General features: G+C 34.0%; 17 protein-coding genes and 6 tRNA genes. 9 read left to right on the plus strand and 14 right to left on the minus strand.

Annotated elements, in window-relative coordinates; all coding sequences use genetic code 11:
* Positions 1-27: 27 nt before the first annotated feature.
* Positions 28-795: an XRE family transcriptional regulator gene (locus GQS07_RS00165; RefSeq protein ID WP_090410256.1), complete on the minus strand. Its 768-nt coding sequence runs from the start codon at positions 793-795 to the stop codon at positions 28-30.
* Positions 796-878: 83 nt separating this feature from the next.
* On the opposite strand from GQS07_RS00165, the gene dinB reads away from it, so the two are divergent.
* Both dinB and GQS07_RS00175 read left to right on the plus strand, forming a co-directional pair.
* Positions 879-2036, plus strand: coding sequence for a DNA polymerase IV (dinB, locus tag GQS07_RS00170; RefSeq protein WP_158209135.1), 1158 nt, complete (start codon positions 879-881; stop codon positions 2034-2036).
* A 126-nt stretch (positions 2037-2162) separates the two neighbouring features.
* Positions 2163-5222, plus strand: coding sequence for a DNA polymerase III subunit alpha (locus GQS07_RS00175; protein WP_158209136.1), 3060 nt, complete (start codon positions 2163-2165; stop codon positions 5220-5222).
* A gap of 99 nt (positions 5223-5321) precedes the next feature.
* Here the strand turns inward: GQS07_RS00175 and GQS07_RS00180 are convergent, their stop codons facing one another.
* Positions 5322-5522, minus strand: a complete 201-nt coding sequence (locus tag GQS07_RS00180; protein WP_158209137.1) for a hypothetical protein — start codon at positions 5520-5522, stop codon at positions 5322-5324.
* Between the two features lie 328 nt (positions 5523-5850).
* On the opposite strand from GQS07_RS00180, the gene GQS07_RS00185 reads away from it, so the two are divergent.
* From GQS07_RS00185 to GQS07_RS00215, 7 genes are all read left to right on the plus strand, one after another.
* The gene (locus GQS07_RS00185; RefSeq protein WP_233269288.1) at positions 5851-6468 is read left to right on the plus strand and encodes a hypothetical protein; all 618 of its coding nucleotides are present in this window, start codon (positions 5851-5853) and stop codon (positions 6466-6468) included.
* A gap of 639 nt (positions 6469-7107) precedes the next feature.
* Positions 7108-7950: an NAD(P)-dependent oxidoreductase gene (locus GQS07_RS00190; protein ID WP_158209139.1), complete on the plus strand. Its 843-nt coding sequence runs from the start codon at positions 7108-7110 to the stop codon at positions 7948-7950.
* 26 nt (positions 7951-7976) lie between these two features.
* On the plus strand, positions 7977-8792 hold the full coding sequence (locus tag GQS07_RS00195; protein WP_158209140.1) for a 2,3,4,5-tetrahydropyridine-2,6-dicarboxylate N-succinyltransferase: 816 nt from the start codon (positions 7977-7979) through the stop codon (positions 8790-8792).
* 76 nt (positions 8793-8868) lie between these two features.
* Entirely contained in the window at positions 8869-10731 is a 1863-nt protein-coding gene (locus tag GQS07_RS00200; RefSeq protein WP_158209141.1) for an LTA synthase family protein, read from the plus strand.
* Positions 10732-10877: 146 nt separating this feature from the next.
* Positions 10878-11642, plus strand: a complete 765-nt coding sequence (locus GQS07_RS00205; RefSeq protein WP_158209142.1) for a glycosyltransferase family 2 protein — start codon at positions 10878-10880, stop codon at positions 11640-11642.
* A gap of 335 nt (positions 11643-11977) precedes the next feature.
* Positions 11978-15649, plus strand: coding sequence for a phosphoribosylformylglycinamidine synthase (gene purL / locus GQS07_RS00210; RefSeq protein WP_158209143.1), 3672 nt, complete (start codon positions 11978-11980; stop codon positions 15647-15649).
* 418 nt (positions 15650-16067) lie between these two features.
* Positions 16068-16541, plus strand: coding sequence for a DUF4265 domain-containing protein (locus GQS07_RS00215; protein WP_090410265.1), 474 nt, complete (start codon positions 16068-16070; stop codon positions 16539-16541).
* A 70-nt stretch (positions 16542-16611) separates the two neighbouring features.
* On the opposite strand, the gene GQS07_RS00220 is transcribed toward GQS07_RS00215, so the two are convergent.
* The 12 genes from GQS07_RS00220 to GQS07_RS00275 form a co-directional block, all read right to left on the minus strand.
* Positions 16612-18273 carry an MBOAT family O-acyltransferase gene (locus GQS07_RS00220; RefSeq protein ID WP_158209144.1) on the minus strand — a complete coding sequence of 554 codons (1662 nt, stop codon included), beginning with the start codon at positions 18271-18273 and terminating at the stop codon, positions 16612-16614.
* Complete coding sequence (locus GQS07_RS00225) at positions 18274-19707, minus strand: LysM peptidoglycan-binding domain-containing protein (RefSeq protein WP_158209145.1); 1434 nt, start codon at positions 19705-19707, stop codon at positions 18274-18276. It lies immediately after the preceding gene.
* The gene (locus tag GQS07_RS00230; RefSeq protein WP_410505320.1) at positions 19700-21154 is read right to left on the minus strand and encodes a hypothetical protein; all 1455 of its coding nucleotides are present in this window, start codon (positions 21152-21154) and stop codon (positions 19700-19702) included. Before GQS07_RS00230 ends, GQS07_RS00225 begins: the two co-directional genes overlap by 8 nt.
* 61 nt (positions 21155-21215) lie before the next feature.
* Positions 21216-22994, minus strand: a complete 1779-nt coding sequence (gene argS / locus GQS07_RS00235) for an arginine--tRNA ligase (protein WP_158209146.1) — start codon at positions 22992-22994, stop codon at positions 21216-21218.
* 647 nt (positions 22995-23641) lie between these two features.
* Positions 23642-23716: transfer RNA gene (locus tag GQS07_RS00240), tRNA-Val, on the minus strand.
* Between the two features lie 29 nt (positions 23717-23745).
* A tRNA-Val gene (locus GQS07_RS00245) sits at positions 23746-23820 on the minus strand.
* A 30-nt stretch (positions 23821-23850) separates the two neighbouring features.
* Positions 23851-23925: transfer RNA gene (locus tag GQS07_RS00250), tRNA-Val, on the minus strand.
* 29 nt (positions 23926-23954) lie between these two features.
* A tRNA-Val gene (locus GQS07_RS00255) sits at positions 23955-24029 on the minus strand.
* Between the two features lie 29 nt (positions 24030-24058).
* Positions 24059-24133 (minus strand) — tRNA-Val (locus GQS07_RS00260).
* Positions 24134-24179: 46 nt separating this feature from the next.
* Positions 24180-24254 (minus strand) — tRNA-Val (locus GQS07_RS00265).
* An 89-nt stretch (positions 24255-24343) separates the two neighbouring features.
* The gene (locus GQS07_RS00270; protein ID WP_158209147.1) at positions 24344-25561 is read right to left on the minus strand and encodes a bifunctional folylpolyglutamate synthase/dihydrofolate synthase; all 1218 of its coding nucleotides are present in this window, start codon (positions 25559-25561) and stop codon (positions 24344-24346) included.
* 20 nt (positions 25562-25581) lie between these two features.
* Complete coding sequence (locus GQS07_RS00275) at positions 25582-26394, minus strand: energy transducer TonB (RefSeq protein WP_158209148.1); 813 nt, start codon at positions 26392-26394, stop codon at positions 25582-25584.
* Position 26395 lies beyond the last annotated feature (1 nt).

The raw sequence follows: 26395 nt of genomic DNA on the forward strand, positions 1-26395 counted from the left end.
CTAATCCAATTAAGATTAGCCCTTTTTTTATTTTACTTTTTTCATCACCTCACCCAGCATATGTCTTATCTCTTGAAACATAGCTTTGGTATCTGGTTCTACTAAATCTTCTGGTTTAAACTCCTCCGTTGCTATACTACAAGCATATTCCCAGATTTCAATTACATCATACGCCTTAATTTGATAAGGTTCATAAAACGTATTATCTGAATGTAACTCCAGTGTTTCTTCATCTATGCGATATACTCTTTTATATACTACCCCTTCATTAGCGGTAATAATAATATAAGTATGCCCATTTCTTATATCTTGTAAACGCTCTACATAACTACCAATGATAAACGAGCCCTCTTGATGTGGAGGCATTGAATCCCCTTCAATTGGAAACGCACGATACTTTCCTTCTCGTAAAAACGGTAGAGATATCTGCTCTAAGTTTTGAATAAACTCAGGGTCAGCATACCCCGTTAAATACCCTGCTCTTGCTTTATGCGGAATAATCTCAATAAAGTTATTCCCCGTTGGATCAACCATAATTGGCAACAAAATACGGTTGTCTTCCAACTTCAATAAATCTTGCATAGGTACTTTGCGCAAGTCAACTGAAATCATCAAGTCTACACTCACGTGAAAAAAACGAGAAATACGCAATAATACTTCCAAAGGTGGCTCTGAAGCACCCTCTTCATACTTTGAGTAACGCGCACGAGTAATCATCAACTCATCAGCTACTTTCTGCTGAGACATTGCTTTCTGCGCTCTTAAATAACGGATATTATCAGATAGTAAAGACATTTGCTATTATTTATAGCATCAAATATAATAAACTTTGCTAACATATATAGTAATTTCGTCTTATAATTTTTTAACTAATTGAGATGGAAAGGGCAATTGTACATTTAGATTTAGACAGTTTCTTTGTCTCTTGTGAGCGTTTACTAAACTCCTCCCTAAACAATATTCCTATTATCATAGGCGGTGGCGACAGAGGTGTTGTATCCAGTTGTTCTTACGAAGCACGTTATTTTGGTGTGCGTTCCGCTATGCCTATTCGAATGGCAATGCGATTATGTCCACAAGCAAAAGTCATCAAAGGAGATATGTCGTTGTACTCTAAACTTTCACATACAGTTACAGAAATTATAACCGAAAAAGCCCCTGTGGTAGAAAAAGCAAGTATAGACGAGTTTTACCTTGACCTAACGGGAATGGACAAGTTTTTCGGTACCTATCAATGGACAAATGAATTAGCAGACACGATTAAAAAAGAAACTGGCTTACCACTTAGTTACGCTTTATCTGTTAATAAAACAGTTTCTAAAATTGGTACAGGAGAGGCGAAACCATTGGGAGCTATTCAAATTCAACCTATAGAGGTACAACCTTTTCTCAATCCGCTTTCAATTCGCAAAATACCTATGCTGGGAGAAGTTACTTATAACACGCTTTCACGTATTGGTATACGCAATATCAAAACACTTTCAGAAATGCCAATACAGATACTACAACAGATGTTAGGCAAAAATGGTGTGGACTTGTGGAAAAAGGCAAATGGGATTGACTACACTATGGTTGAACCTTATAGAGAGCGTAAGTCTATCTCTACAGAACACACCTTTGAACAAGATTCTATTGATATTCCCCTACTCAAGTCCTTGCTGTTAGGGATGGTTGAGAAATTAGCTTTTCAACTGCGCTCTGAAGAATGGCTAACGTCTATTGTTACGGTTAAAATACGCTATGCTAATTTTGATACGGAAACAAAACAAATGAGAATTGCTTATACCTCAGCAGACCACACGCTTAATAAGTACATTATTGACTTGTTTGAAAAAGTATACCAACGAAGAATGCGACTCCGTTTAATTGGTATTCAATTCAGTGGATTAGTACGCGGTACCTATCAAATGAACCTGTTTGAAGATACACAAGAATTGATGGCGCTATATCAAGCAATGGACAGAATGAAAAAAAGGTATGGTATAAATGCTGTAACCCGTTGTACTGGCGCTTTTTTAAAGAAAGAAAGCGAATAGTTTACCTGTGATTAAACAAGCAACTATCTATCGCTTATTAATAGTTTACTGCTTTAAATAACCCATTTCACCTATTCAATAATTAGCAATTCAACTACCTAATATAAAACACATTTCCCTTAAACAATGTTTCTAAATTGTCATTCCTATTACAGCCTTCGCTATGGTACTATTCCCTTAGAGCAATTAGTCTCTTTAGGTAAACAACACCAAGTTTCTTGTTTAACCTTAACAGACATCAATACGTTTAATGGAGTGTACGACTTTATTCAGCTATGTAATAAAGCGAACATAAAACCATTGGTAGGTATTGAGTTTAGACAAGACAATGAGTTATGCTATATTGGCATAGCTAAGAATCAAAGCGGAATGGCTGAAATGAGTGAACTATTAACCACCCATAACGAACTTGCCACTCCCCTTTCTGTTATTGCTCCTGACTTTGAAAACACTATTGTTATATATCCACTATCAGCAGCGTTTACACAACTCAAGGAAAATGAATACATCGGAATAAAAGCCTCTCAACTCAATTTACTTTATCAACCAAAGTGGAGAGAATTGTTGTCTAAAATGGTAGTCTTACATCCTGTTACCCATCAAAACAATCAAGAATATGGACTCCATCAAATACTACGTGCGATTGATAGAAATACGCTTGTTTCTAAACTTGAACAACGCGATTGTGCACATCCTGATGAGATGATGATTAACGAACAGGTAGTACTTGATTTATTTAAAGACTACCCTGAAATAATTGCCAATACACAACAACTGATAGAACAATGCCAGTTCTCTTTCGAGTTTAGAAAGCCGAGAAATAAACGTTTCTATACTGATAATCAACAAACAGATATGGACTTACTGACTCGTTTGGCATATCAAGGAATGGAACGTATTTATGGACAAAATCACCCACAAGCAATGGCGCGGGTAGAAAAAGAACTAAAGGTAATTAATGATTTGGCTTTTTCTGGTTACTTCTTAATCACTTGGGATATTATACAGTACAGCAATGCTATGGGATTTATGCACATTGGTCGTGGTAGTGGAGCCAATAGCATTGTAGGCTACTGCCTTGGAATTACCAATGTATGTCCGTTAGAATTGGACTTGTACTTTGAGCGTTTTTTAAATGAGAATAGAAAGACACCTCCCGACTTTGACATTGATTGGTCGTGGAAAGATAGAGATACAATCCTCAAATATATATTCACAAAATATGGCAAAGGACACGTGGCTTTTTGTGGCGCTATGTCAACTTTTAAATACCGTTCTATAATACGAGAAATAGGTAAAGTTTACGGATTACCCAAAGAAGAATTGGATAGTCTAACCCGCAATTCGATGGAGCAACACGACCCTAATAGTATCGTTCAACTCATTCATCAATATGGACAAATGTTAGAAGGTTTTCCTAATCAGCGCACTATGCATCCGTGTGGTATCTTGATTTCAGAAGAACCTATGACAAACTATACCGCCTTAGATTATCCTCCTAAAGGTTTTCCTGTGGCACAATTTGATATGCACATTGCTGAAGATATTGGCTTTGACAAATTTGATATTCTTAGTCAACGAGGCATTGGCCATATTGAAGAAGCTGTTCAACTCATTAAAAAGAATAAAAACATTACAGTAGATATCCGGAATATCGCTCTATCGAAAGATGAAGTACAAACAAATGAATATTTACAGATAGGTAATACAGTTGGATGCTTTTATATTGAGAGCCCCGCTATGAGAGGTTTATTAAGACGTTTAAAATGTGACAACTACAAAATATTAGTAGCCGCATCATCTATTATACGTCCCGGTGTAGCCCAAAGTGGTATGATGCAGGAATACATCTTTCGCCATAACAATCCCGGACAATTTGAGTACTTCCACCAGGTATTTAAAGAACAATTAGGAGAGACTTACGGCATTATGGTTTACCAAGAAGACGTTATTAAAATAGCACTACACTACGGAGGCTTACACCCTGCTGATGGAGATATACTGCGTAGAGCAATGAGTGGAAAAAGCCGTTCTAAAGATGCTTTATCGGCTATCAAACAGCGTTTTTTTGAACATTGTGATGCAAAAGGACACGCACGTGGCTTAAGTGAGGAAATTTACAGGCAGATTGAATCCTTTGCAGGGTATTCTTTTTGCAAAGCACACTCAGCTTCTTATGCTATTGAAAGTTACCAAAGCTTGTATTTAAAAGTGTATTATCCTTTAGAGTTTATTACTGCAGTAATCAATAACCAAGGGGGGTTTTACAGAACAGAAGTTTATGTACACGAAGCAAAAATGGCTGGTGCTATTGTGCATCCCCCTTGTATCAACCAAAGTAATTGGGAAACTACTTTATACAACAATGATCTTTACTTAGGCCTTATGTTTATTCAAGGCGTGAATGCGGATTTAATCAAAGAAATAATAGAAGAGCGTACTGTAAATGGGAATTATATATCGCTTTCAGACTTTATACAGCGAGTGCCAATAGGGTTAGAAACCTTACAAAACCTAATATTTATAGGTGCATTTCAATGTATGGGAAAACAAAAAAATGAATTGTTAATTCAAGCGAGATTACTATTAGTGCGTTACAAACCAGATACCTCACCTACTTTGTTACAAGAGCCAATACAAGAATACACCTTTCCTACTTTAGAAAGGTCTGCTTTTGAAGATGCCTTTGACGAAATAGAATTACTTGGTTTTCCTGTTTCCTGTACTCCTTTTGACTTGCTAAAAACAAAATTTAGAGGAGATGTGATGGTATGTGATTTGCTAAAAAACCACAAACAAACAGTGCGAATGTTAGCTTATCTCATTGCGCGTAAACACGTTCCTACGGCAAGGGGAACAATGTATTTTGGAACTTGGATAGATGTTAATGGTCATTATTTTGACACTGTACACTTTCCAGATAGTTTAGAAGCTTATCCTTTTCAAGGAGGAGGCTGTTATTTGTTATTAGGAACCGTTGAAGTGGAATATCACTTTCCAAATGTACAAATTCAGAAAATAGCGAAGTTGCCTTTTATCGCTGACCCACGTTATCATTATAATGATGATCAAAACAAGACAACACAAAATAAAATCAAAGAAGATGTTAGTTTAACAAATCGCCCACCTTATCCAAAAGCGACTGAAATAAACTTACCTCGTTACAGAATGAAGTTTAATAAATAGTATTATACAATTTAATACAGTAGTCTCCTAAAAAATTATATACTTCATTTCATAATCCTTATTATAAAAAAAGCACCTCATCTGAGGTGCTTTCTAATATTACGAATTAATTAAACTTAAAGAGTCTTGTAATTCAGGTTTTTCCTGAACATATCCGCTAACCCATTGCTCTAATTGATCTAAATCATAAGGCAATAAATGGTTTATAGCTTTTTGAAGTTCTTTGTAAAACAGCTTAGGATCAAAGCTGACATTTTCAAGAACAGTTCTTGCGAAATCAAACATTAATCGTGTTTTCATATCTGTAACTTATTTCATATTACTTTAGTAAACATAATGATTTTACATTATAAAAATAGTTTATCCTTTAAATTTTAATACAACTTTAGCACTTCAATTTACTCTATTAATTATTCTATAATCAGATACAATAAAGTTTACTATTTAATCGTTTATATTCTTTCGTACCAATCTAAACATTTAGAAATAAGCATATTTTTTTTCCTTTCTTATACTCTTAACACCTTTCATAAACGACTATAAATATTGTTAAAATAACTTCATACAATAATTTTAAATCCGAATTAATTAGCCGTAATTTGAACTAAACATTAATACGTTTAGTGATATGAACTTTATGAAAAAAGTAGATTGGGCTCGTTTAGGAATTATTGCCTGCACGATTATCTTTTTAATTACAGCTGTTACATTTGAAATCTTTGAACTTCATACGTTACCAGCTCAGTTTTTTGGAACATTATTAGGAGTTGTAATAACAGCTATTATAACAGTATTGTTATTGCAAGGACAAACAAAAAGTGAAGAAAGACGCGAAAGACATCTAATGGTTTTTGAGAAAAAACAAGAAATCTTCTTTCAATTCTTAACGCAACTAAACACTATTTTACAGAAAGATAACTTGGCTGTTCACCTTAGCCCAGAAAAAACATTAGCAAAGGAAGTACACAATTTACAGGACTTACTATTTGAATTTGGCTTCTTACAAATGCACACATCAGCAGAAACTTTTGATAAAGTTCTTGGCTTAGTAGGGAATTTAATTGAAGAAAGTAACAAAATAAAAGCATTAGACTTTAAGTCTAAAGAAGCTTTGACACAATACTATTCTGTACTAACTAATGACTTTTTTGCTATAGTTTCTTTACTAAAAAGTGAACTTTACAGAGAATTACCTCCTCATATAGATAAACATAAAATAGATAGGATTATTAAATTGTCATTTTAAATCAATATATCTTCCTAAGAAAAAATAATAATTGAACCAATGAAAAGTTGGATAGAAAATATTATGTTTTCAAATTGCCTACACAATAAAACACTTCCTCTTTTGATGATTAAAAGGCTATTTTTATAAAAATTGTGCTTTTAATCTCCTTTTTTTAGTCATTTTATTTTAAAAAAAGTAAAAAACAATTCATTTTTATTCCTTTAAAAACATAGAATTAAAACAATATAAACAATTAATAATCAATAGCTTAATATAAGTAAATATATTTAAACTGGAGATTTCTTGTTTATTTTCAACTTTACTTACCCACAGCATATACAAGGCTTTATAAACAATTCTCTGACAATAGTCCGACTATCCTCCGAGAATACTGGCTTGAGAACTATTTTGTCGGACAATAGTCAGAGGACCCTCGAAGGAATCTCACACTATCTTCTAAAATTTATACATAAAAATTAAGAAAAAAAAACTCTATTACATCGTTTTAAACTACTCATATTATATTTCAGTTATAGACAAGATAAATTAGTCTACCCTATTTTTGAATCTATAAAAAACAGTATAAGGAAGCACAATTTTTTATGCTTATATTTGCTCTTAATAAGAATTACGTCTAATCAAAAAGTATATACATTTATGAAAACGACTGGGTGGATAGGATTAGGAAATATGGGAACTCCTATGGCTGCTAACCTTTTAAAGGCAGGATATAAAGTTAATATCTATTTAAGAGATCCAAGCAAGCGATCTCCTCTCCTTTCTAATGGAGCAAATGGAGTTGATGAGTTAAACAACTTTATTGAACAAACAGACGTTATTTTCTTAACATTGCCAAATGATAGTATTACCGAAGATACTTTTGAAAAGATACTTTCAACTAATATCAGCGGAAAAACCTTTATCAATAGCAGTACCATTTCACCAAGCCTTGCTCAAAAACTACATCATGCTGTCTCAGTAAAAGAAGGAGTTTATATTGATGCTCCTGTTTCTGGAAGTGTAAAACCTGCAATAGACGGTACCCTTTCTTTCCTTGTTGGTGGAGAGCAACAAGCATATACAGAGAATATTCCTTTTTTCGAAATAATGGGAAAACATCACTATTATTTAGGACAAGCAGGAAGCGGAAGTAAAGCTAAATTGGCAATTAACTATTATATGTCTGTGGTTGTACAAGGCTTAGCCGAAACAGTATTATTTGCAGAAGAAAATGGTATTTCACGTGAAATGATGACGGCTATAGTAAATGATGGTGCTTGTGGTTCTGGAATGAGTAAAATCAAAACAGCTCCTATTTTAAAAGATGAATACCCTGCTGCTTTTCCTTTGAAATTTATGCTTAAAGACTTGCGCTTAGCTCAAGCAGAAGGTTGGAATACAGACTTAATTAATGCGGCTGAAAAAATGTTTAACAAGGCAAGTGAACAAGGTCTTGCAGAACAAGATTTAATGGCAGTTATTAAAGCAATAAAAGAATAATTAAACTAAATATAATCCTTTAGGAAATGAATAATTTACAAGAAATCATAGAAAGAGCGTGGGAAGACCGTTCTTTATTACAAAATACAGATACACAAAATGCTATTCGCGAAGTAGTAGAATTAATCGATTCAGGTAAACTACGTGTAGCAGAACCAAAAGGTGATGATTGGCAAATCAACGAATGGGTAAAAAAAGCTGTTGTTCTTTATTTCCCTATTCAAAAAATGGAAACATTAGAAGCAGGTATTTTTGAATACCACGACAAAATGCCTTTAAAGAAAAACTATGCTGAAAAAGGTATTCGTGTTGTTCCTAACGCTGTTGCACGTCACGGAGCTTATATTTCTTCGGGTGTTATCTTAATGCCTTCATACGTTAATATCGGAGCTTATGTTGATGCAGGAACAATGGTTGATACTTGGGCAACTGTAGGTTCTTGTGCTCAAATTGGTAAAAATGTACACTTATCAGGTGGAGTTGGAATTGGTGGTGTATTAGAACCATTACAAGCAGCACCAGTTATTATTGAAGACAATGCTTTCATTGGTTCTCGTTGTATCGTAGTTGAAGGAGTACGTGTTGGAAAAGAAGCTGTTTTAGGAGCAAATGTTGTATTAACGGCATCTACTAAAATTATTGATGTAACAGGAGAAACTCCAGTTGAAATCAAAGGATATGTTCCTGAAAGATCTGTTGTTATCCCAGGTTCTTATACTAAAAAATTCCCTGCTGGAGAGTTTCAAGTTCCTTGTGCTTTAATCATTGGACAAAGAAAACCATCAACGGATTTAAAAACATCATTAAACGATGCGTTAAGAGAATATAACGTAGCTGTTTAATTTTAACTAAAACAATATTTTTGAAAACAGAGTATAATTACTCTGTTTTCTTTTATTATACACTAATTGTAATTGTATGAATAAGGTTTTATCTCAAAATCTACTTGTTTTTACTAAAAGATTTTTCTTAATCTTCCTATTTTACCAACTTTGTAGAATAGGTTTCTATTTCTATAACGCACATCTTTTGGATCCTTGGAATTTTAAAATTTTTATGGGAGGAATTAGATTTGACTTAGCAGCTCTTGGCTTCATCAATATGCCTTTTGCTTTGTTACATTTAATTCCTGGTAAATTTCAAAATAACAAAGCCTATCAGAAAATCTTATTTTATGGTTTTTTCTTAGTAAACATATTTATACTATGTTTAAATTTTGTTGACTATGAATATTTTAAATTTATTGGTAGAAGAAGTTCTTATTCGTTTATAACAGCCTCTGGGATGGAACAGGAACTACCTGGACTATTAAAAAATTTCATTGTTGAATTTTGGTGGATTCCTTTATTCATACTATTTACAATCCTTTCTTTTTATTTTATTTATAAAAAAATAAAATACCAAGTTCATTATAGTAGCTTTAATGTTATAGGTTTAATCACAGCATTAGTTGTAACAGGTATTATGCTTGTAATGGGGAGAGGTGGTTTACAACCTAAACCTATTCGCTTAGTTGATGCTTCGCAATATGGAGGATTGAAAAACACAGCATTGGTACTAAATACCCCTTTTTCTGTTTTAAAAACAATGGGGAAAAGTGAAAACTTAGAGGAAGTAAACTTTTATTCTGAAGAAGAATTAAATAATATTTTTAATCCTATTCAAGAATTTAAATATGACAGCATCAACAAAAAGAACGTTGTTTTACTAATTGTAGAAAGTTTTGGTAGAGAAACTATGCATAGAGGATTAACTCCTTTTATGGATTCATTAGCTCTTAATAGTCATTTTTTTGAAAATGGTTTTGCTAATGGTAAAGTTTCTATTGACGCTGTACCATCATCTATTTCAAGCATCCCAAGTTTAATGAATAGAACATTCATTACCTCGAGTTATGCTTTAAATGATGTTCACGCTTTACCAAAAATATTAAATGAACAGGGATACTATACAGCATTCTTTCACGGTGCTTTTAATGGTTCTCAAAACTTTGACCAATATGCTAATGTAGCAGGTTTTAAAGATTATTTCGGGAAGAATGAATATGAAGGTCCTGAAGCATTTGATGGCTCTTGGGGAATATTTGATGAAGAGTTTTTACAGTTTTTTGCTAAAAAACTTGACGGTATTGAACAACCGTTCTTCACAACTCTCTTTACTATCTCTTCTCACAATCCTTATACTATTCCAGAAAAATACAAAGGTAAATTTCCTAAAGGTGAAGCTAATATACACGAATCTATTGCTTATGCGGATTATTCATTGAAACAATTCTTTGAGACCGCAAAAACAAAAGATTGGTATAACAATACTATTTTCATCATCACTGCAGACCATACATCTTCAGAACCACAAGAAGATATTTGGAAAAGTAATGTAGGAATGTTTAGAATTCCTATCCTATTCTTTGCTCCTGGCGATGAAACAATTCCTGTTGAAAAAGTGGAAAAAAGTTTTCAGCAAATTGATATTCTTCCAAGTTTAATGGACTACTTACAAATCAATACTAAAATAGTTAGTTATGGTAAGTCTTTTAAATCAGACAAGGATTTTGTGGTAAACTACTTAAACAATATTTATAACTACGAAAAAGGTGATTATTATTTAGCTTTTGACGGGAAGAAGTCATTAGGTTTATATAATTGGAAACTTGATCCTACATTACAAAAGAATCTAATAGACCAGGAACCAGATAAATTAGTTGAGATGGAAACATTTCTTAAAGCCTATATCCAGTCTTTTAATCATAGGGTTAAAAATAATATGTTAATAATCAAATAATCATCCAAGAGTATATATTTTTATTATAAATACCAATCAATTTGGTTACACATAATAAATAAAAAAAGAACGTTATATAGTTTTTAATATTACTTTTGTTTAACTTTTTATAACAAAATATCTTTTAATACAAATCAGTTTTATAAATGTCTAATAAAATAACGCTACTAATACCTACAAAAAATGAAGCTGAGCGCATTAGTAAATGTGTACTCTCTGCTAATAAGTTAGTTGATGAAATCATTGTTGTAGATTCATTTAGTACTGATGACACAAAGTCAATAGCAGAATCATTAGGAGCCATAGTAATTCAACGAACTTTTGATAATTATTCCAATCAAAAGAATTGGGCTATTCCTAAAGCGTCAAATGAATGGATATTACTATTAGATGCGGACGAATATTTAACAGATAAATTATTTGTAGAAATCGAAAATTTAATCAAATCAGATAACTTACAAAAATACCAAGCATATTGGGCTTTTAGACAGAATCACTTTTTTAACAAACAATTAAACTATAGTGGTTTTCAAAAGGATAAAGTAATTCGTCTGTTCAATAAAAACAAATGTAAATATATAAATCAAGTACACGAACAGCTTGTAGTTGATGGTAAAATAGGCTTCTTAAAAAACAAGCTTCATCACAACACATACAAAGGTTTTGACTTTCATATTCAAAAACTAAATCACTATGCTACTCTACAAGCTCTTGATTACAATAAAAAAACAACGAACTTAAACTTTTATCACTTTATCCTCAAACCTATGTATCGCTTTTTCAAGCACTACGTAATTCAGCAAGGTTTCCGAGATGGAGTTCCAGGTATCATAATGTCTTGTTTAGGAAGTTATGCTGTGTTTTTACGCTATGTAAAAATATGGATGCTAAGAAATAATATTGACAAATAAAATAAGAGCCTTTCACAATGTGAAGGGCTCTTATTGTTTCATATATAATCTTTTAAAATAGTGAAGGCTATTTTGCTCGCCTTATATAGCGTTACCAAAGATTATTTAATCCTATGAGCAAGATTATCATTAAAGTAATTAACATAATAAAACTATATCACAAACAATAAAGAAACACGTGTTTTACTATAAAATACCTAACTATAAAACAATAAGTTACCATCTATTATAATACAACAAAAAAGCACCTAATTAGGTAAAAACAATTATTTTTAAATTGACATTTTTTAACCTATTTTTGTGCATCACAACAACAACTAAATATTATTAACGTAATGATTCATTTCTTCGAAAACCCTTCGAAAATGTTCTATGCTGCACAAGTAGAGAACGATTTATCTAATGAAGATATCCAAAAGTTAAACTGGTTATTTGGCAATGCCAAGCACTTAAACGAGAAAACAATCAATGCTAAATTTGTAGGTCCACGCGCAACTATGGTTACTCCATGGAGTACTAATGCTGTGGAAATCACTCAAAATATGGGGATCAAAGGTATCATCCGTATTGAAGAGTTCTATAGAGCTGACGAATGTGAGTCGTTTGATCCGATGCTGGCACAAGAATACAACGAGTTAAACCAAGATATCTTCGCAATTAACATCGCTCCGGAAGCAATCATCTATATTGATGATATCGCTGCTTACAACCAACAAGAGGGATTAGCACTAAACGAAGAAGAGGTTACATATTTAAACAACCTTGCTGAAAAATTGGGACGAAAACTAACGGATTCTGAAGTTTTTGGGTTTTCTCAAGTTAACTCTGAACACTGTCGTCACAAAATTTTCAATGGTACTTTCGTAATAGATGGAGTTGAACAACCAACTTCTCTATTCAAATTAATTAAGAAAACTTCTGAAACGAATCCTAATGATATCGTTTCAGCTTATAAAGATAACGTTGCTTTTGTCAAAGGACCTAAAGTAACGCAGTTTGCTCCTAAATCAGCAGACAAACCTGACTTTTATGCAGAAACAGAATTCGACTCTGTTATCTCTTTAAAAGCAGAAACTCACAACTTCCCAACTACTGTTGAACCTTTCAATGGTGCTGCTACTGGTTCTGGTGGAGAAATCCGTGACCGTTTAGCAGGTGGACAAGGTTCTTTACCGCTTGCGGGAACTGCAATCTATATGACTTCTTATTCAAGATTAGAAGAAAACCGTCCTTGGGAAAAAGCGATGGATGAAAGAGCTTGGTTATACCAAACACCTATTGATATCTTAATCAAAGCTTCTAATGGTGCTTCTGACTTTGGTAACAAATTTGGACAACCTTTAATTACGGGGTCTATCCTTACGTTTGAACACGAAGAAGAGGCTCGTAAACTTGGTTTTGACAAGGTAATTATGCAAGCTGGTGGTATTGGATATGGTAAATTAGACCAAGCTATCAAACACAAACCTGAAGAAGGTGACCAAATCGTAATCCTTGGTGGTGAGAACTATAGAATTGGTATGGGAGGTGCAGCTGTATCTTCTGCTAATACGGGGGCTTTTGGTTCTGGTATCGAGCTTAATGCTATTCAACGTTCTAACCCTGAAATGCAAAAAAGAGCGGCTAACGCTATCCGCGGTATGGTTGAAGCTGAACACAATCCAATTGTGTCTATTCACGACCACGGTGCAGGTGGACACTTAAACTGTTTGTCTGAACTTGTTGAAGAAACGGGTGGTAATATCAACTTAGATAAATTACCTGTTGGTGACCCTACTCTATCTGCTAAAGAAACTATTGGTAACGAGTCTCAAGAAAGAATGGGATTAGTTATTGGTAAAAAAGATATTGATACTTTAGCGCGTATCGCTGAAAGAGAACGTGCTCCAATGTACACTGTTGGTGAGGTTACAAATGACGACCGTTTTACAATTGAATCTAAAACAACTGGTGCTAAACCAATGGATTTTGAACTTAATGATATGTTTGGTAGTTCACCAAAAACAATTATGGAGGACAAAACTATTGAACGCGTTTATGCTGATTTAGATTATTCTGTTGCTAATGTTGCTCAATACTTAGACCAATTACTACAATTAGAAGCTGTTGGTTCTAAAGATTGGTTAACTAATAAAGTTGACCGTTGTGTTGGTGGCCGTGTGGCTAAACAACAATGTGTGGGTACATTACAATTGCCATTGAACAACCTTGGTGCTATGGCACTTGACTTCAAAGGAAAAGAAGGTATTGCTACTACGGTTGGACACGCTCCTGTTGTGGCTTTAATAAACCCTGCTGCAGGAAGTAGAAATGCTATTGCTGAATCATTGTCTAACATTGTATGGGCACCATTAAAAGATGGTATCAACAAGATTTCTTTGTCTGCTAACTGGATGTGGGCTTGTAACAATCCTGGTGAAGATGCTCGTTTATACGAAGCTGTAAAAGCTTGTTCTGACTTCGCAATTGAGTTAGGTATTAACATCCCTACTGGAAAGGATTCTTTGTCTATGAAACAAAAATATCCTAATGACGAAGTTATTGCTCCGGGTACTGTTATTATTTCAGCAGCGGCAAACTGTACTGATATTACTAAAATTGTAGAACCTGTTTTAAACAAAAACGCTGGTTCTATCTACTATATCAACTTGTCTAAAGATAGCTTCAAATTAGGAGGTTCTTCTTTTGCTCAAGTACTAAACAAAATTGGTCAAGACGCTCCTACTATTCAGGATGCTGCTTACTTTAAAAATGCTTTCAATACAATTCAAGAGTTAATCGTTGATGAACAAATTGCTGCTGGTCACGATATCGGAAGTGGTGGTTTAATTACTTCTTTATTAGAAATGACTTTTGCTGATGTTAATTTAGGTGCTAAATACGACCTAACTGCATTGAATGAAAAAGACACTGTGAAAGCATTGTTCAACGAAAACATAGCATTAATCGTTCAGGCAAAAGATGATAAAGCTTTTGAAACTGCAATGAATGCAAAAGGTGTTGAGGCTGTAAAGATTGGTCAGGTTACAACTGATGAAAAAGTTAGCTTTACAAATGGTGCTGACCACTTCGAATTCAGTGTTCCAACATTGAGAGATACTTGGTTTAAAACATCTTATTTGTTAGACCAAAAACAAACTAAAAACAACAAGGCTACGGATCGTTTCAACAACTATAAAGTACAACCTTTACAGTTTAACTTCCCAGCACAGTTCGACGGTAAAAAACCTGTAATAGACGCTTCTAAACCACGTCCTAAAGCGGCTATTATCCGTGAAAAAGGAAGTAACTCTGAAAGAGAAGTTGCTAACGCAATGTATTTAGCAGGTTTTGATGTGAAAGACGTTCATATGACAGACCTTATCTCTGGTAGAGAAACATTAGAAGATATCCAATTTATTGGTGCTGTTGGTGGTTTCTCTAACTCAGACGTATTAGGTTCTGCAAAAGGATGGGCTGGTGCTTTTATGTACAACGAAAAAGCAAATACAGCATTAAAGAACTTCTTTGCAAGAAAAGATACAATGTCTGTTGGTATTTGTAATGGTTGTCAGTTGTTTATGGAATTGGAGTTAATCAATCCTGAACACCCAGTTCACGGTAAGATGAAACACAACGATTCTCAAAAACACGAGAGTAACTTTACTTCTGTTACTATTCAAGAAAACAATTCTATTATGCTTTCTACTTTAGCTGGAAGCACATTAGGAGTGTGGATTTCTCACGGTGAAGGTAAATTTAACTTACCAGAAACAGAGGATAAATACAATATCGTAGGTAAATATGCTTATGAAGCTTATCCTGCTAACCCTAATGGTTCTGACTATAACACAGCCATGATGTGTGATACTACAGGACGTCACTTAGTAATGATGCCACATATTGAGCGTTCATTATTCCAATGGCATTGGGCTAATTATCCTGAAGGAAGAAAAGATGAAGTTTCTCCTTGGATGGAAGCATTTGTTAATGCAAGAAAATGGATTGAAGAAAACAATTCTAACTAATAGATACTTAAAACGCCTTCTGTTTCAGAAGGCGTTTTTTTTATGCTTATTTCATCCTTATGACAAACTTACCCTTTTCAATAAAATAGTTAGAAATACTCTTACACACAGATAATATACTTATGACTGGTTCTGATAGCTTACGGATCTTCTACCATAAAATTGCTAAAGAATATATGTTCTTCTTATTATCGCAAACTACTCCTTAACGATAGACTTTAAAAACGTTTTAAAGTACCGCAAATGACCAGATTTTATGCCTTAAACTAAAAGGATAGCCATTATAATTACTCATAAACTACAATTAAACCATAAAATCGAAAGCCTCCTTATCTATTAATTCATAATTACATTATCTTTGACAAATCAAATACCGTATGGAAGCTCGGTATAAACTAATAGAATTAATTATTACGCAATGGAAGATCAATATCAACAAATTTTAGTTAGATATTATAGTAATGTCTTAGAAGAAAATACAGTAGAAACTTTTTGGGGTAAAGTAGTAGATGAAAAAGAAGGTTTGTATCAAGTAGACAATATTCCTTTTTATGGACCAGATTTTTCTTGCGATGATGTAGTATTTGCAGAATACGACGAAACTGAAAAAACATTAACTTACCGCTATGTTGCAAAAGCATCGGGTAATTCAACGGTACAAGTTATTGTTCAAAATGAAAAATACAACCTTGAAGATTTATATAATGAAATCTTATATGCAGGGACTGAAATTGAAGTACTAAGTGACCAATACTTTGTTATTAACGTACCTAATAAAACAGATTACAAAAACGTTGTTGCTATCTTAGCTGAATTAGAAGACGAAACAGTTATTACTTATGCAGAACCTCTTTTAGCACCTAAACACAGTGCTGATTTAAGATCTAAATAAGATTATATACATCATAAAAAAATCCCGTTTACAAGAAAGTAAACGGGATTTTTTTATATAACTCTTTATCTTAAAACTGGAAGTAAATAAAAGGTTGTGGACCAGCTGTTGCTGTAGCGTACACTACCCAAAATACTAATCCCAATACAACTGCTTTTACAAACATTGGGGCTACGCAAAACATTTGGTTTGGTATAGCCATCCACGATTTTGGAATATAATGCCAGATAAACCCAATGAAGATTAATAAGAAAGCATTCTTATATCCCATAATGATTGTTGACCACGCATTCCAATCAAATTCCAATTGACCTATATTATAAATTACATTTAACGCTGCGTCAAATGATGTTGCTCTAAAGAATATCCAACAAAACGTAACAAAGTGAAATGTAATGAAGATTGAAACTATTTTCCATACAAATGACGGTTCTTTACCTTTTGCACGTGGAAACAACTCCATAAACATTTTGTGAACTGCTAATGCTATTCCGTGTAATGCTCCCCATACAATAAAACGCAAACTTGCTCCGTGCCATAATCCACCAAGTAGCATTGTTGTAAACAAGTTAAAGTTGGTAAACAAACTCTTGTTTTTATCTTTTGACAATACTATCGTTAAAGCAAAAACCACAACTGACGCACCTGCTATAATCAATGGTATCGCACTTTGTTCTAAATAATAAACTCCCCACCCTATTATTCCTGCAAAGAATAATCCTGGAAAGAAATACCCTCCAAAACTTCCATTTCTATTACCTCCGACAGATATATATAAGAAATCCTTTAACCAAGTAGATAGCGATATATGCCAACGTCTCCAGAATTCTGTAATAGACATTGATTGATATGGAACATTAAAGTTCATCGGCAAGCGATATCCCATCAATAAAGCAATACCAATTGCCATATCTGAGTATCCTGAGAAATCACAGTAAATCTGAATAGCATATCCATAAGAAGCCATTAAGTTTTCAAAAGCTGTGTAACTATTAGGAGCATCAAATACTCGGTCAACAAAATTAATTGAAATGTAATCAGATATCACTGCCTTTTTTAACACCCCTCCTATAATCAATAACATCCCCTCATTTACGTGATCTCTTGTTACGTGTATATTAGAGTATATCTGAGGAATAAAGTCCTTAGCACGTACAATTGGACCTGCTACTAATTGAGGGAAGAACGAAATAAAGAACAAATAGTCTAAAAAGTTCTTCGTTGGCTCTATTTCCTTGCGGTATATCTCTATAATATAACTTATCGATTGGAACGTAAAAAACGAAATACCTACAGGTAAGATAATATCATCTAAATGCCACTGTGAATTGGCAATAAAATTAAATCCATCTAAAAAGAAGTTAGTGTATTTAAAATACCCCAGTAATCCTAAGTTCACAATAATACTAATCGTTAAGAGCAATCGCTTTTTAACCGAATTATCCGTATCATTAATAATTTTAGCAAAGTAATAATCCATTAAAGATGACCCCACTAAAATAAGGAAGTACATTCCACTTGACTTATAATAGAAGAAAAGTGAAAAGATTACAACGTATAATAAACGCACGTGAAAGGTTTTCCTCATCAAAATATAGAAGAGGTAAAACACGATAAACAAACCTAAAAACAAACCTGAGTTAAACAACAAAGGTTCCTTTGGGTTAAAAGTAAACCAATTGATTACTTCATCAATGGTAAAACTCGGTATCTCAATATTAAATAGACTCATTTACTTTAAAGCACTATTTTGTTTGACAAATTGATTGTACGCATCCATCAGGGCTTCATAAAATAAATCCCCTGTATAGTTATATCCTTTTACAGAATAATGAACTAAGTCCTTAGATAATAACCCTTCATCTCTTAAAGAAGCAAGAGCTAATGATCCTCCTAAATTATAATAAGTATCCCAAACTGCATACTTACCTTTAATACCGCTAATAATAATCTCATTTGCTAAAGCAGATGCTACTGTATTAGGGGTGTTTTTTGAAAAGTATGACGGTGGCGGTGTAGTTAATAACACACTTGCATTTGGAGCTACCTGTTTCACTTTTGCAAGAAAAGCATTCACTTGGTCTTGAAAATCTTTTGAATCCATTCTATCGAATGACTCATTCGTTCCCATTGACACAATAATCAAATCAGCCTCTAATCCTTTTAACTGCTCGAAGAATAAATTGTATTTTAAATAGTCTGAAAAACGAGCACCATTAACACCAATTGTGTGATACAAAACACCCGACTTATCATTTTCTAAAACTACTCCATTCAAGTCATACGCTTCTGCTTGTTTATTTGAATAGAAGTAAATACGATCTAACTCTTGTCCTAACTCAAATGTATGAAAAACGTCTTCTTTCTTTCCAGATAGTTCGTTAAACACACTTTTAGAAACAGATACAGCTTCTCTTTCTTTTGTAGGAATACTCAATTTTTTCCCTGCGTGAATAACATTGTTTTTCATACTATTTGCCTTTTTAATTTCAGGAATAGTAGTATTGTATTTTCTCGCTATACTCGATAAAGACTCACCGCTCTTAATTTGGTGTGATATCTTTTTAGGAGCAGATGATTCTAAAAACACCTTCTCTCGAGTTGTTCCTACCTTCAAGGACTCGTCATTCTTGGGTGTAAATACTTTCATACGGGAAAACCCATAACTTGCATCGCGAACACTAAGCTCAATTACAAGGTCTTTGTTTTCTGTTGAAAGGGCAATACCACTCAATCCGACATTAGCACCTTTTACAGGAAAGATATTTCTATAACTCGACCATTCTGCATTAGAAGAATATCGTACTAAAGAATTTCCGTTTGTCTTGGCTAATTTATAAGGAAAGGCAAACCCCAATCCCCCGTTTCCAAATTTATCCTGAAGTAGCGATCTCATACGTCCACTGAAAAAATCAGCTTGAATATGTGAATCCCCAATATGAACTATGTTCACTTTTTTGTTCTTACTCCCTTTTAACTTTCCAAGTTTAGTGAAAAACGAGTTTAGTTGTTCTGGATAGTAAACCTTGTTTTTGATCATTCCATTATTGCTATCAGAATCGACTACCTCACTATTGTCTGTAGAAGTAGGAGCTTGATCCTGTGCAAATAAATTGAACCCACAAAAAAGACTTACTAAAAATATAGCAATTCTATTTTTACTCATTTCCTAAGTGCTGTTGCTCTTTATTAGTGTTTTTCTCTACATCACTCCCTTGAGCAGTTTCTGTTTTCACCGGTGATGTAGTTGTTTTATTTCCGTTTTTCTTCTTGTAATCTTCATAGCCTTCCTCAAGTTGCTTGAAAATCATTTGAGCAATAACTTGAGCTCCTCTATGGTTGAAGTGCGTATAATCTTTATTTGCTTTTGTTGGCGCTTCCTCTACCCATTTAATCATAGAACCAGAGCCACCCATCGCTTGATATAAGTTAAAGAAACCAGCGTGAGCTTCCATTGCATAAGCTCTTTGAGCCTTCATTAATGGAACAACGGCAGAATCCGTTCTCATCTCTGTTTCATACTTAGTTGACTTATCAGCGGTTGAAATAACCAAAATATTAGCTTTAGGGAAACTTTGTTTTAAATGCGCCACTACCTTGTTCATCTGTTTTGTGTACCAAGAATAGTTCAGTGAACCGTAGTTTAAAACATTCGCTCCATAGTGTAAAATAATTAAGCTATAATCTAAATTATTCTGATACTTCTGCATCAAGCTAACTTTAAACAAAGACAAAGGCAAACCAGAGTTACCTCTACTTGAGAAGTTATCTACTTGCACACCTGAATTTGCACTGAAGTCCATTCCGTAAATAGGAATAGAATCTGCGTGCTTAAACATCAGTTTCACTTGTTTAACAGAGCCATCTGCAATTTTAAGCTTATTTAATTCTGAATTGATACTCAACTTTTTAGTAATCGTATCCTTACCAATAATAACGAGTACTTCACCTCTCTTATTATTAGAAGCTCCATAATATAAAGTAGGACTATTTAACGAGGTCATATTCTTAATATTCCCCGCTTGATAACTTACCCACGTTGGGCGTATGCTATCTTTCACAAAATATACTTGACCAGACACACCGAATGGTTTCTGTGGTCTTTTCACATTCAAGTACGATTGCATTTTCCAGTTGTTTGAATATCGGTGTATTACAGACTGACGAGATTGTGCAGATTCTGACATAATCGACACATATCCTACCCCACTACCCCCGTATTTACTTTGATAGTTTTTTCTAAGATCTTGCACAATTAAATCTCCATCTGTCATCGAATCTCCATAATAAGCAATACGCACTCTCTTTCCTTGTGCTTGCTCTACAGCATATAGTCTTGCAAAGAAAGACTCTAAATATGCCATTCCCTTGAATGAATTTGCATCCTCATTACTCAAGATATCATCTTCAGTAACATAGACAACGCTTTCGTCAAATTTAACTACAGAATCCTTCTTCACTTTTGAATCAACAATTCCTGTACCTCCTTCAACATTCTGAATAGCCTCAAGCATTAAACTATCCACAACAATATTACTTGTTTTTATAGGTTCTTCACTGAATAACTTCTTTGGCAAATTTCCCTTAAAAAACAAAAAAAAGCCACTTGCCATTACTATAATGGCAAGTGACTGAAATATATATGATTTTTCTACTTTCACAGAAACATAAAAATTACATACGCTCAGGTACAGCGATTCCTAACAATGTAAATGCATCGTTAATCACTAAACCTACTTTTTGAGATAACTGAACTCTAAATACTTTTAAAGTCATATTTTCTTCTCCTAAGATAGAAACCGTCTGATAGAAAGAGTTGTACTCTCTTACTAATTCGTAAACATAGTTTGCAATTAAAGCTGGGCTATATGTACGCGCTGCATCCTGAATTACCACTGGGAATTCTTCTAACAACTTCAATAATTCTTTTTCTTTTGGATCTAAAACGATATCCGTAATCTCTTGTGTACAATCGAAATCTGCTTTACGTAAAATAGATTGGATACGTGCATATGTATATTGGATAAACGGCCCTGTATTCCCTGCAAAATCAACAGATTCTTCTGGGTTAAACAAAATACGTTTCTTAGGATCTACTTTTAAAATATAATATTTAAGAGCTCCTAATCCAATTGTATTAAACAATACACTTTTCTCTTCTTCAGAATAACCATCTAATTTACCTAACTCTTCAGAGATAGTTTTAGCTGTATTCGTCATCTCATCCATCAAATCATCAGCATCTACAACAGTACCTTCTCTACTCTTCATTTTCCCTGAAGGTAAATCAACCATTCCGTATGATAAGTGATATAAGCTTTCAGCCCAATCAAAACCTAAACGTTTTAAGATTAAGAATAATACTTTAAAGTGATAATCTTGTTCATTACCTACAGTATAAACCATACCACCTACATCTCCAAAGTCTTTTACACGTTGGATAGCAGTACCAATATCTTGCGTCATATAAACAGAAGTACCATCACCTCTTAATACAAGCTTTTCATCTAATCCTTCGTCAGAAAGATCAATCCAAACAGAGTTGTCTTCTTTTTTATAGAAAACACCTTGCTCTAATCCTTTCTCTACAACGTCTTTACCTAATAAATAAGTATTACTTTCAAAGTAGTTTTTGTCGAAATCAACACCTAAATTTTTGTAAGAAACAGCAAATCCATCATAAACCCATTGATTCATCATATTCCATAAATCAATAACTTCAGGTTTATTTGCCTCCCAATCCACAAGCATTTGTTTTGCTTCTTTGATAATTGGCGCTTCTTTTTTAGCATCATCTTCAGACATACCTTGCTCCATCAATTCCTTGATTTGAGCTTTGTATTCAACGTCAAATTTAACGTAGTAATTTCCTACTAATTTATCTCCTTTAAGTCCAGTTGACTCAGGAGTCTCTCCATTACCATATTTTTGCCAAGCCAACATAGACTTACAAATATGGATTCCTCTATCATTAATAATTTGAGTTTTGAATACTTTCTTACCTGAAGCTTTTAAAATTTCAGCTACAGAGTATCCTAATAAGTTATTTCTAACGTGTCCTAAGTGCAAAGGTTTGTTTGTATTTGGAGAAGAATACTCTACCAATACTGATTTATCACCTTCTTTTGGTTCAACATATCCAAAGTGTTCTACATTTCGAATACCGTTAAAAAATGAAATATAGTAACTATCTGAAACGACTAAGTTCAAAAATCCTTTAACTACATTAAACCGTTCAATTACGTTCGTATTCTCTACTAAATATTCACCAATTTTAGTACCTATTTCTACTGGATTCCCTTTAATCTGTCTTAAAAAAGGGAAAATAACTACTGTAATATCGCCTTCGAACTCTTTTCTTGTCGCTTGGTACTCAACTTTTTCAACGGTCGCCCCGTATAATTGTTGAACTGCCTTTTCAATCTGCGGAGTTAAAATCTGATTTAATGTCATTTTTTTCAATTTATTAAGAAGCAAAGATAATTTATATTTCCACAATTTAGGAACAGAAAGCAAGGAATTTAAGCTCGCAAAAAAGAAATATCTTTAAAATGGTATTAAATCAATGACCTACTTTAGTACTATCTATAGAAAATAACCAGACCTGGCTAATAATTGTTATTTAATACTCCTATTAACTAAAAGAACAGCCTTTAAAGTATTGTCATTACAAGCTTCTTTTATACATATTCCACACAAACACTACACAAGTACCACACATCTTCGAGAAAAAGGCCTTTTTTCCGAGCCTCTGTGGTACTTATGTGGTAGATGTCTCGAACATAGTGCGTTTAAAACTACACTTTGATATGTACATTATCGCAAGTACAAGCCAATGCTTTAAATTTTAAATATTCGTTTATTTTATTTCTTATAGAACCGTGTTGTTCATATTTAGTTTCTAACGTTTATATTTAAGTTCTTCTTCTTTTTTTGATTAGCTAAACTTTAGACATAAACAAAACCTATAGGTTTAATCCTGTAAAGTTGCAAATAGAAATGTATTCGAAAAGACTACTATAATTGAAGCACTTTCAACACTATAAAATGAAAAGTATAGATATAAAAAAAGCCTTGCGTTTGCAAGGCTTGATAAGTTGTGGGCGATGAGGGATTCGAACCCCCGACCCCCTCGGTGTAAACGAGGTGCTCTGAACCAACTGAGCTAATCGCCCAAATTATTGTAAAATAACTTGAGTTATTGTGGGCGATGAGGGATTCGAACCCCCGACCCCCTCGGTGTAAACGAGGTGCTCTGAACCAACTGAGCTAATCGCCCAAATTATTTATAAAATAATTTGCATTATTGTGGGCGATGAGGGATTCGAACCCCCGACCCCCTCGGTGTAAACGAGGTGCTCTGAACCAACTGAGCTAATCGCCCAAATTATTGTAAAATAATTTGTATTATTGTGGGCGATGAGGGATTCGAACCCCCGACCCCCTCGGTGTAAACGAGGTGCTCTGAACCAACTGAGCTAATCGCCCAAATTATCGTAAAATAATTTGCATTATTGTGGGCGATGAGGGATTCGAACCCCCGACCCCCTCGGTGTAAACGAGGTGCTCTGAACCAACTGAGCTAATCGCCCAAATTATTTTTTAATTTGGATATTTCAATATGTCAAGAAAAAGTTGTGGGCGATGAGGGATTCGAACCCCCGACCCCCTCGGTGTAAACGAGGTGCTCTGAACCAACTGAGCTAATCGCCCTTTTTCTTTTATGAACGTGTAATCGTTTGTTGATTACGGGTGCAAATATACGACCTCATTTTTATTACGCAAGTTTTTTATGCAACTTTTTATAAAATTTCTGCAACCACAAATGTGCTTCCCCCCACGTAAATCAAGTCTTCAGACGTTGCCACAGACTTAGCTTCTGCATAAGCATCTGGTATTGAACCACAAACCTTACCATAAAGTTTAAACTCCCCTGCTTTCGCCGCTAAAACCTCAGCATCTAAGCCTCGAGAATTATTTGGCTTTGCAAAAAAATATTTTGCCTCTTTTGGCAATAATGGCAAAATTGAATCTAAATCTTTGTCATTTACTACACCGAAAACAATGTACAATTGCTCAAACTTCTCTTGTTTTAGCTGATTCATTACAATTGTTAACCCGTGTGAATTGTGTGCAGTGTCTGTAATTATCTTAGGATTGCTTCCTAAAACCTGCCAACGACCTTGCAAATTTGTATTCTTTACAACATTTAAAAGTCCTCTTTCAATGTTTTCTTGTGTAATAGTATAGTGTTTTTGCAACAACTCGATGCTTTGAAGTACAGTTCGAATGTTTGACTTTTGATAATCCCCTTTCAAATCTGAAGTAAGCACATTGTTAGCATACGTTTCTTGTGCAAAATAAATAGGTGCATTAGATGTAGCAGCCTTTGCCACAAACACTGGTTTTGTTTCCTCTGTATATTCGCCAATTACAACAGGGGTATTTGGTTTTATGATCCCCGCCTTTTCTCCCGCAATAGCAGAAAGAGTACTTCCTAAAAATGCCGTGTGATCTTTTCCAATATTCGTAATTACAGAAACAAGGGGTTCTATAATATTGGTAGCATCTAATCTACCTCCCATTCCTACTTCTATTACAGCAATATCTACTTGTTCGTTTTTAAAATACTCGAAAGACATACCAACTGTCATTTCAAAAAAACTAAGCGATTCTTGCTCAAAAAAAGGTTTGTTTTTTGCTATAAAATCAACAACAAAAGCTTCTGAGATTTCCTCTCCATTAATTTTAATTCGTTCTCTAAAATCTTTTAAGTGCGGAGAAGTATATAATCCTACTTTATAACCCGCTTCTTGTAAAATTGAAGCAACCATGGAAGAAGTAGATCCCTTTCCATTAGTACCAGCTATATGTATTGTTTGAATTTCCTTTTGTGGATTACCTAAATGATTTACTAATTTAATCGTATTAGATAAATCTGCTTTGTAAGCTACCGCTCCCTTTTGTTGATACATTGGAAGCTGAGCATACATCCATTCTAATGTTTCTTGATATGTCATATCTACAAAAAAAATAGGACCTAAGATCCTACTTTAAAATTAATAACTATAAAACCTATTTGAATATTAGGTGCTTTATCATCTGATTTCCATCTAAATGTTTTAGCTGTTGCAATTGCTGCGTCAGTTAAACATTTAGCCGAGTTAGTTGTACCACGTGTATGTTGAGCAGAAACCACTTTTCCTGATTTATCTACTCTAATTTCCACCACTACTGTACCAACTTCATTACAATCGGGTACTACTGATCCACGTGAAGCTAATGATCTTCCGTTTAGTCCCCAACTTGTACCACCTCCAGCACCTTGTCCTTTTCCATTTCCATAAGTAGAATTAGAGTACATATCTCCATCCAACTTACCTTGGTCTCCGTTTACAGAAGAATCCCCTTGTCCTTGAGATTTCTCTCCCGTACTCTTTGGACCATTAATCAAACTGGCTAATGCGTCAGTTGTACTTTGACTCGGTTTAGGGTCTGGTTTTTTCACTGGTACCTCAGCTTTTACAACCTCTTTTGGCTTAGGTGTTTCTTCTACTTTTTTAACCACAGGCACATCAACCTTATTTTGTGTAACTACTGGTTCTACCTTTGGTGTTTCCACTTTAGGAGCAACCTCTGGTTCGGGTTGCATTTCAATAGTTTCTTTTGGCTGAACATCACCTTTTCCTTTGTCTGTATTACCAAAGTTAATAGCTATTTCACCCCCTGTCAAAACTGTCTCTTGAACAGGAGTCATTATTTTGTAAAAGAAAAACAGCAAAAAAAGAATTACAAAAACAGTAGATGTAACTGCAAAAGCTTTCTTTTCACTATCTGTTTCTAATATCTTCATA

The organism is Myroides phaeus (assembly GCF_009799805.1).
Taxonomy (GTDB): domain Bacteria; phylum Bacteroidota; class Bacteroidia; order Flavobacteriales; family Flavobacteriaceae; genus Flavobacterium; species Flavobacterium phaeum_A.

Bases quoted from the DNA above. Each gene is read 5' to 3' on its own strand.
- GQS07_RS00175 (WP_158209136.1), top strand. From the start codon at position 2,163: ATGTTTCTAAATTGTCATTCCTATTACAGCCTTCGCTATGGTACTATT.
- GQS07_RS00185 (WP_233269288.1), top strand. From the start codon at position 5,851: ATGAACTTTATGAAAAAAGTAGATTGGGCTCGTTTAGGAATTATTGCC.
- dinB (WP_158209135.1), top strand. From the start codon at position 879: ATGGAAAGGGCAATTGTACATTTAGATTTAGACAGTTTCTTTGTCTCT.
- GQS07_RS00195 (WP_158209140.1), top strand. From the start codon at position 7,977: ATGAATAATTTACAAGAAATCATAGAAAGAGCGTGGGAAGACCGTTCT.
- GQS07_RS00275 (WP_158209148.1), bottom strand. From the start codon at position 26,394: ATGAAGATATTAGAAACAGATAGTGAAAAGAAAGCTTTTGCAGTTACA.
- purL (WP_158209143.1), top strand. From the start codon at position 11,978: ATGATTCATTTCTTCGAAAACCCTTCGAAAATGTTCTATGCTGCACAA.
- GQS07_RS00270 (WP_158209147.1), bottom strand. From the start codon at position 25,561: ATGACATATCAAGAAACATTAGAATGGATGTATGCTCAGCTTCCAATG.
- GQS07_RS00180 (WP_158209137.1), bottom strand. From the start codon at position 5,522: ATGAAAACACGATTAATGTTTGATTTCGCAAGAACTGTTCTTGAAAAT.
- GQS07_RS00215 (WP_090410265.1), top strand. From the start codon at position 16,068: ATGGAAGATCAATATCAACAAATTTTAGTTAGATATTATAGTAATGTC.
- GQS07_RS00165 (WP_090410256.1), bottom strand. From the start codon at position 795: ATGTCTTTACTATCTGATAATATCCGTTATTTAAGAGCGCAGAAAGCA.
- GQS07_RS00205 (WP_158209142.1), top strand. From the start codon at position 10,878: ATGTCTAATAAAATAACGCTACTAATACCTACAAAAAATGAAGCTGAG.
- argS (WP_158209146.1), bottom strand. From the start codon at position 22,994: ATGACATTAAATCAGATTTTAACTCCGCAGATTGAAAAGGCAGTTCAA.
- GQS07_RS00220 (WP_158209144.1), bottom strand. From the start codon at position 18,273: ATGAGTCTATTTAATATTGAGATACCGAGTTTTACCATTGATGAAGTA.
- GQS07_RS00200 (WP_158209141.1), top strand. From the start codon at position 8,869: ATGAATAAGGTTTTATCTCAAAATCTACTTGTTTTTACTAAAAGATTT.
- GQS07_RS00225 (WP_158209145.1), bottom strand. From the start codon at position 19,707: ATGAGTAAAAATAGAATTGCTATATTTTTAGTAAGTCTTTTTTGTGGG.
- GQS07_RS00190 (WP_158209139.1), top strand. From the start codon at position 7,108: ATGAAAACGACTGGGTGGATAGGATTAGGAAATATGGGAACTCCTATG.
- GQS07_RS00230 (WP_410505320.1), bottom strand. From the start codon at position 21,154: ATGGCAAGTGGCTTTTTTTTGTTTTTTAAGGGAAATTTGCCAAAGAAG.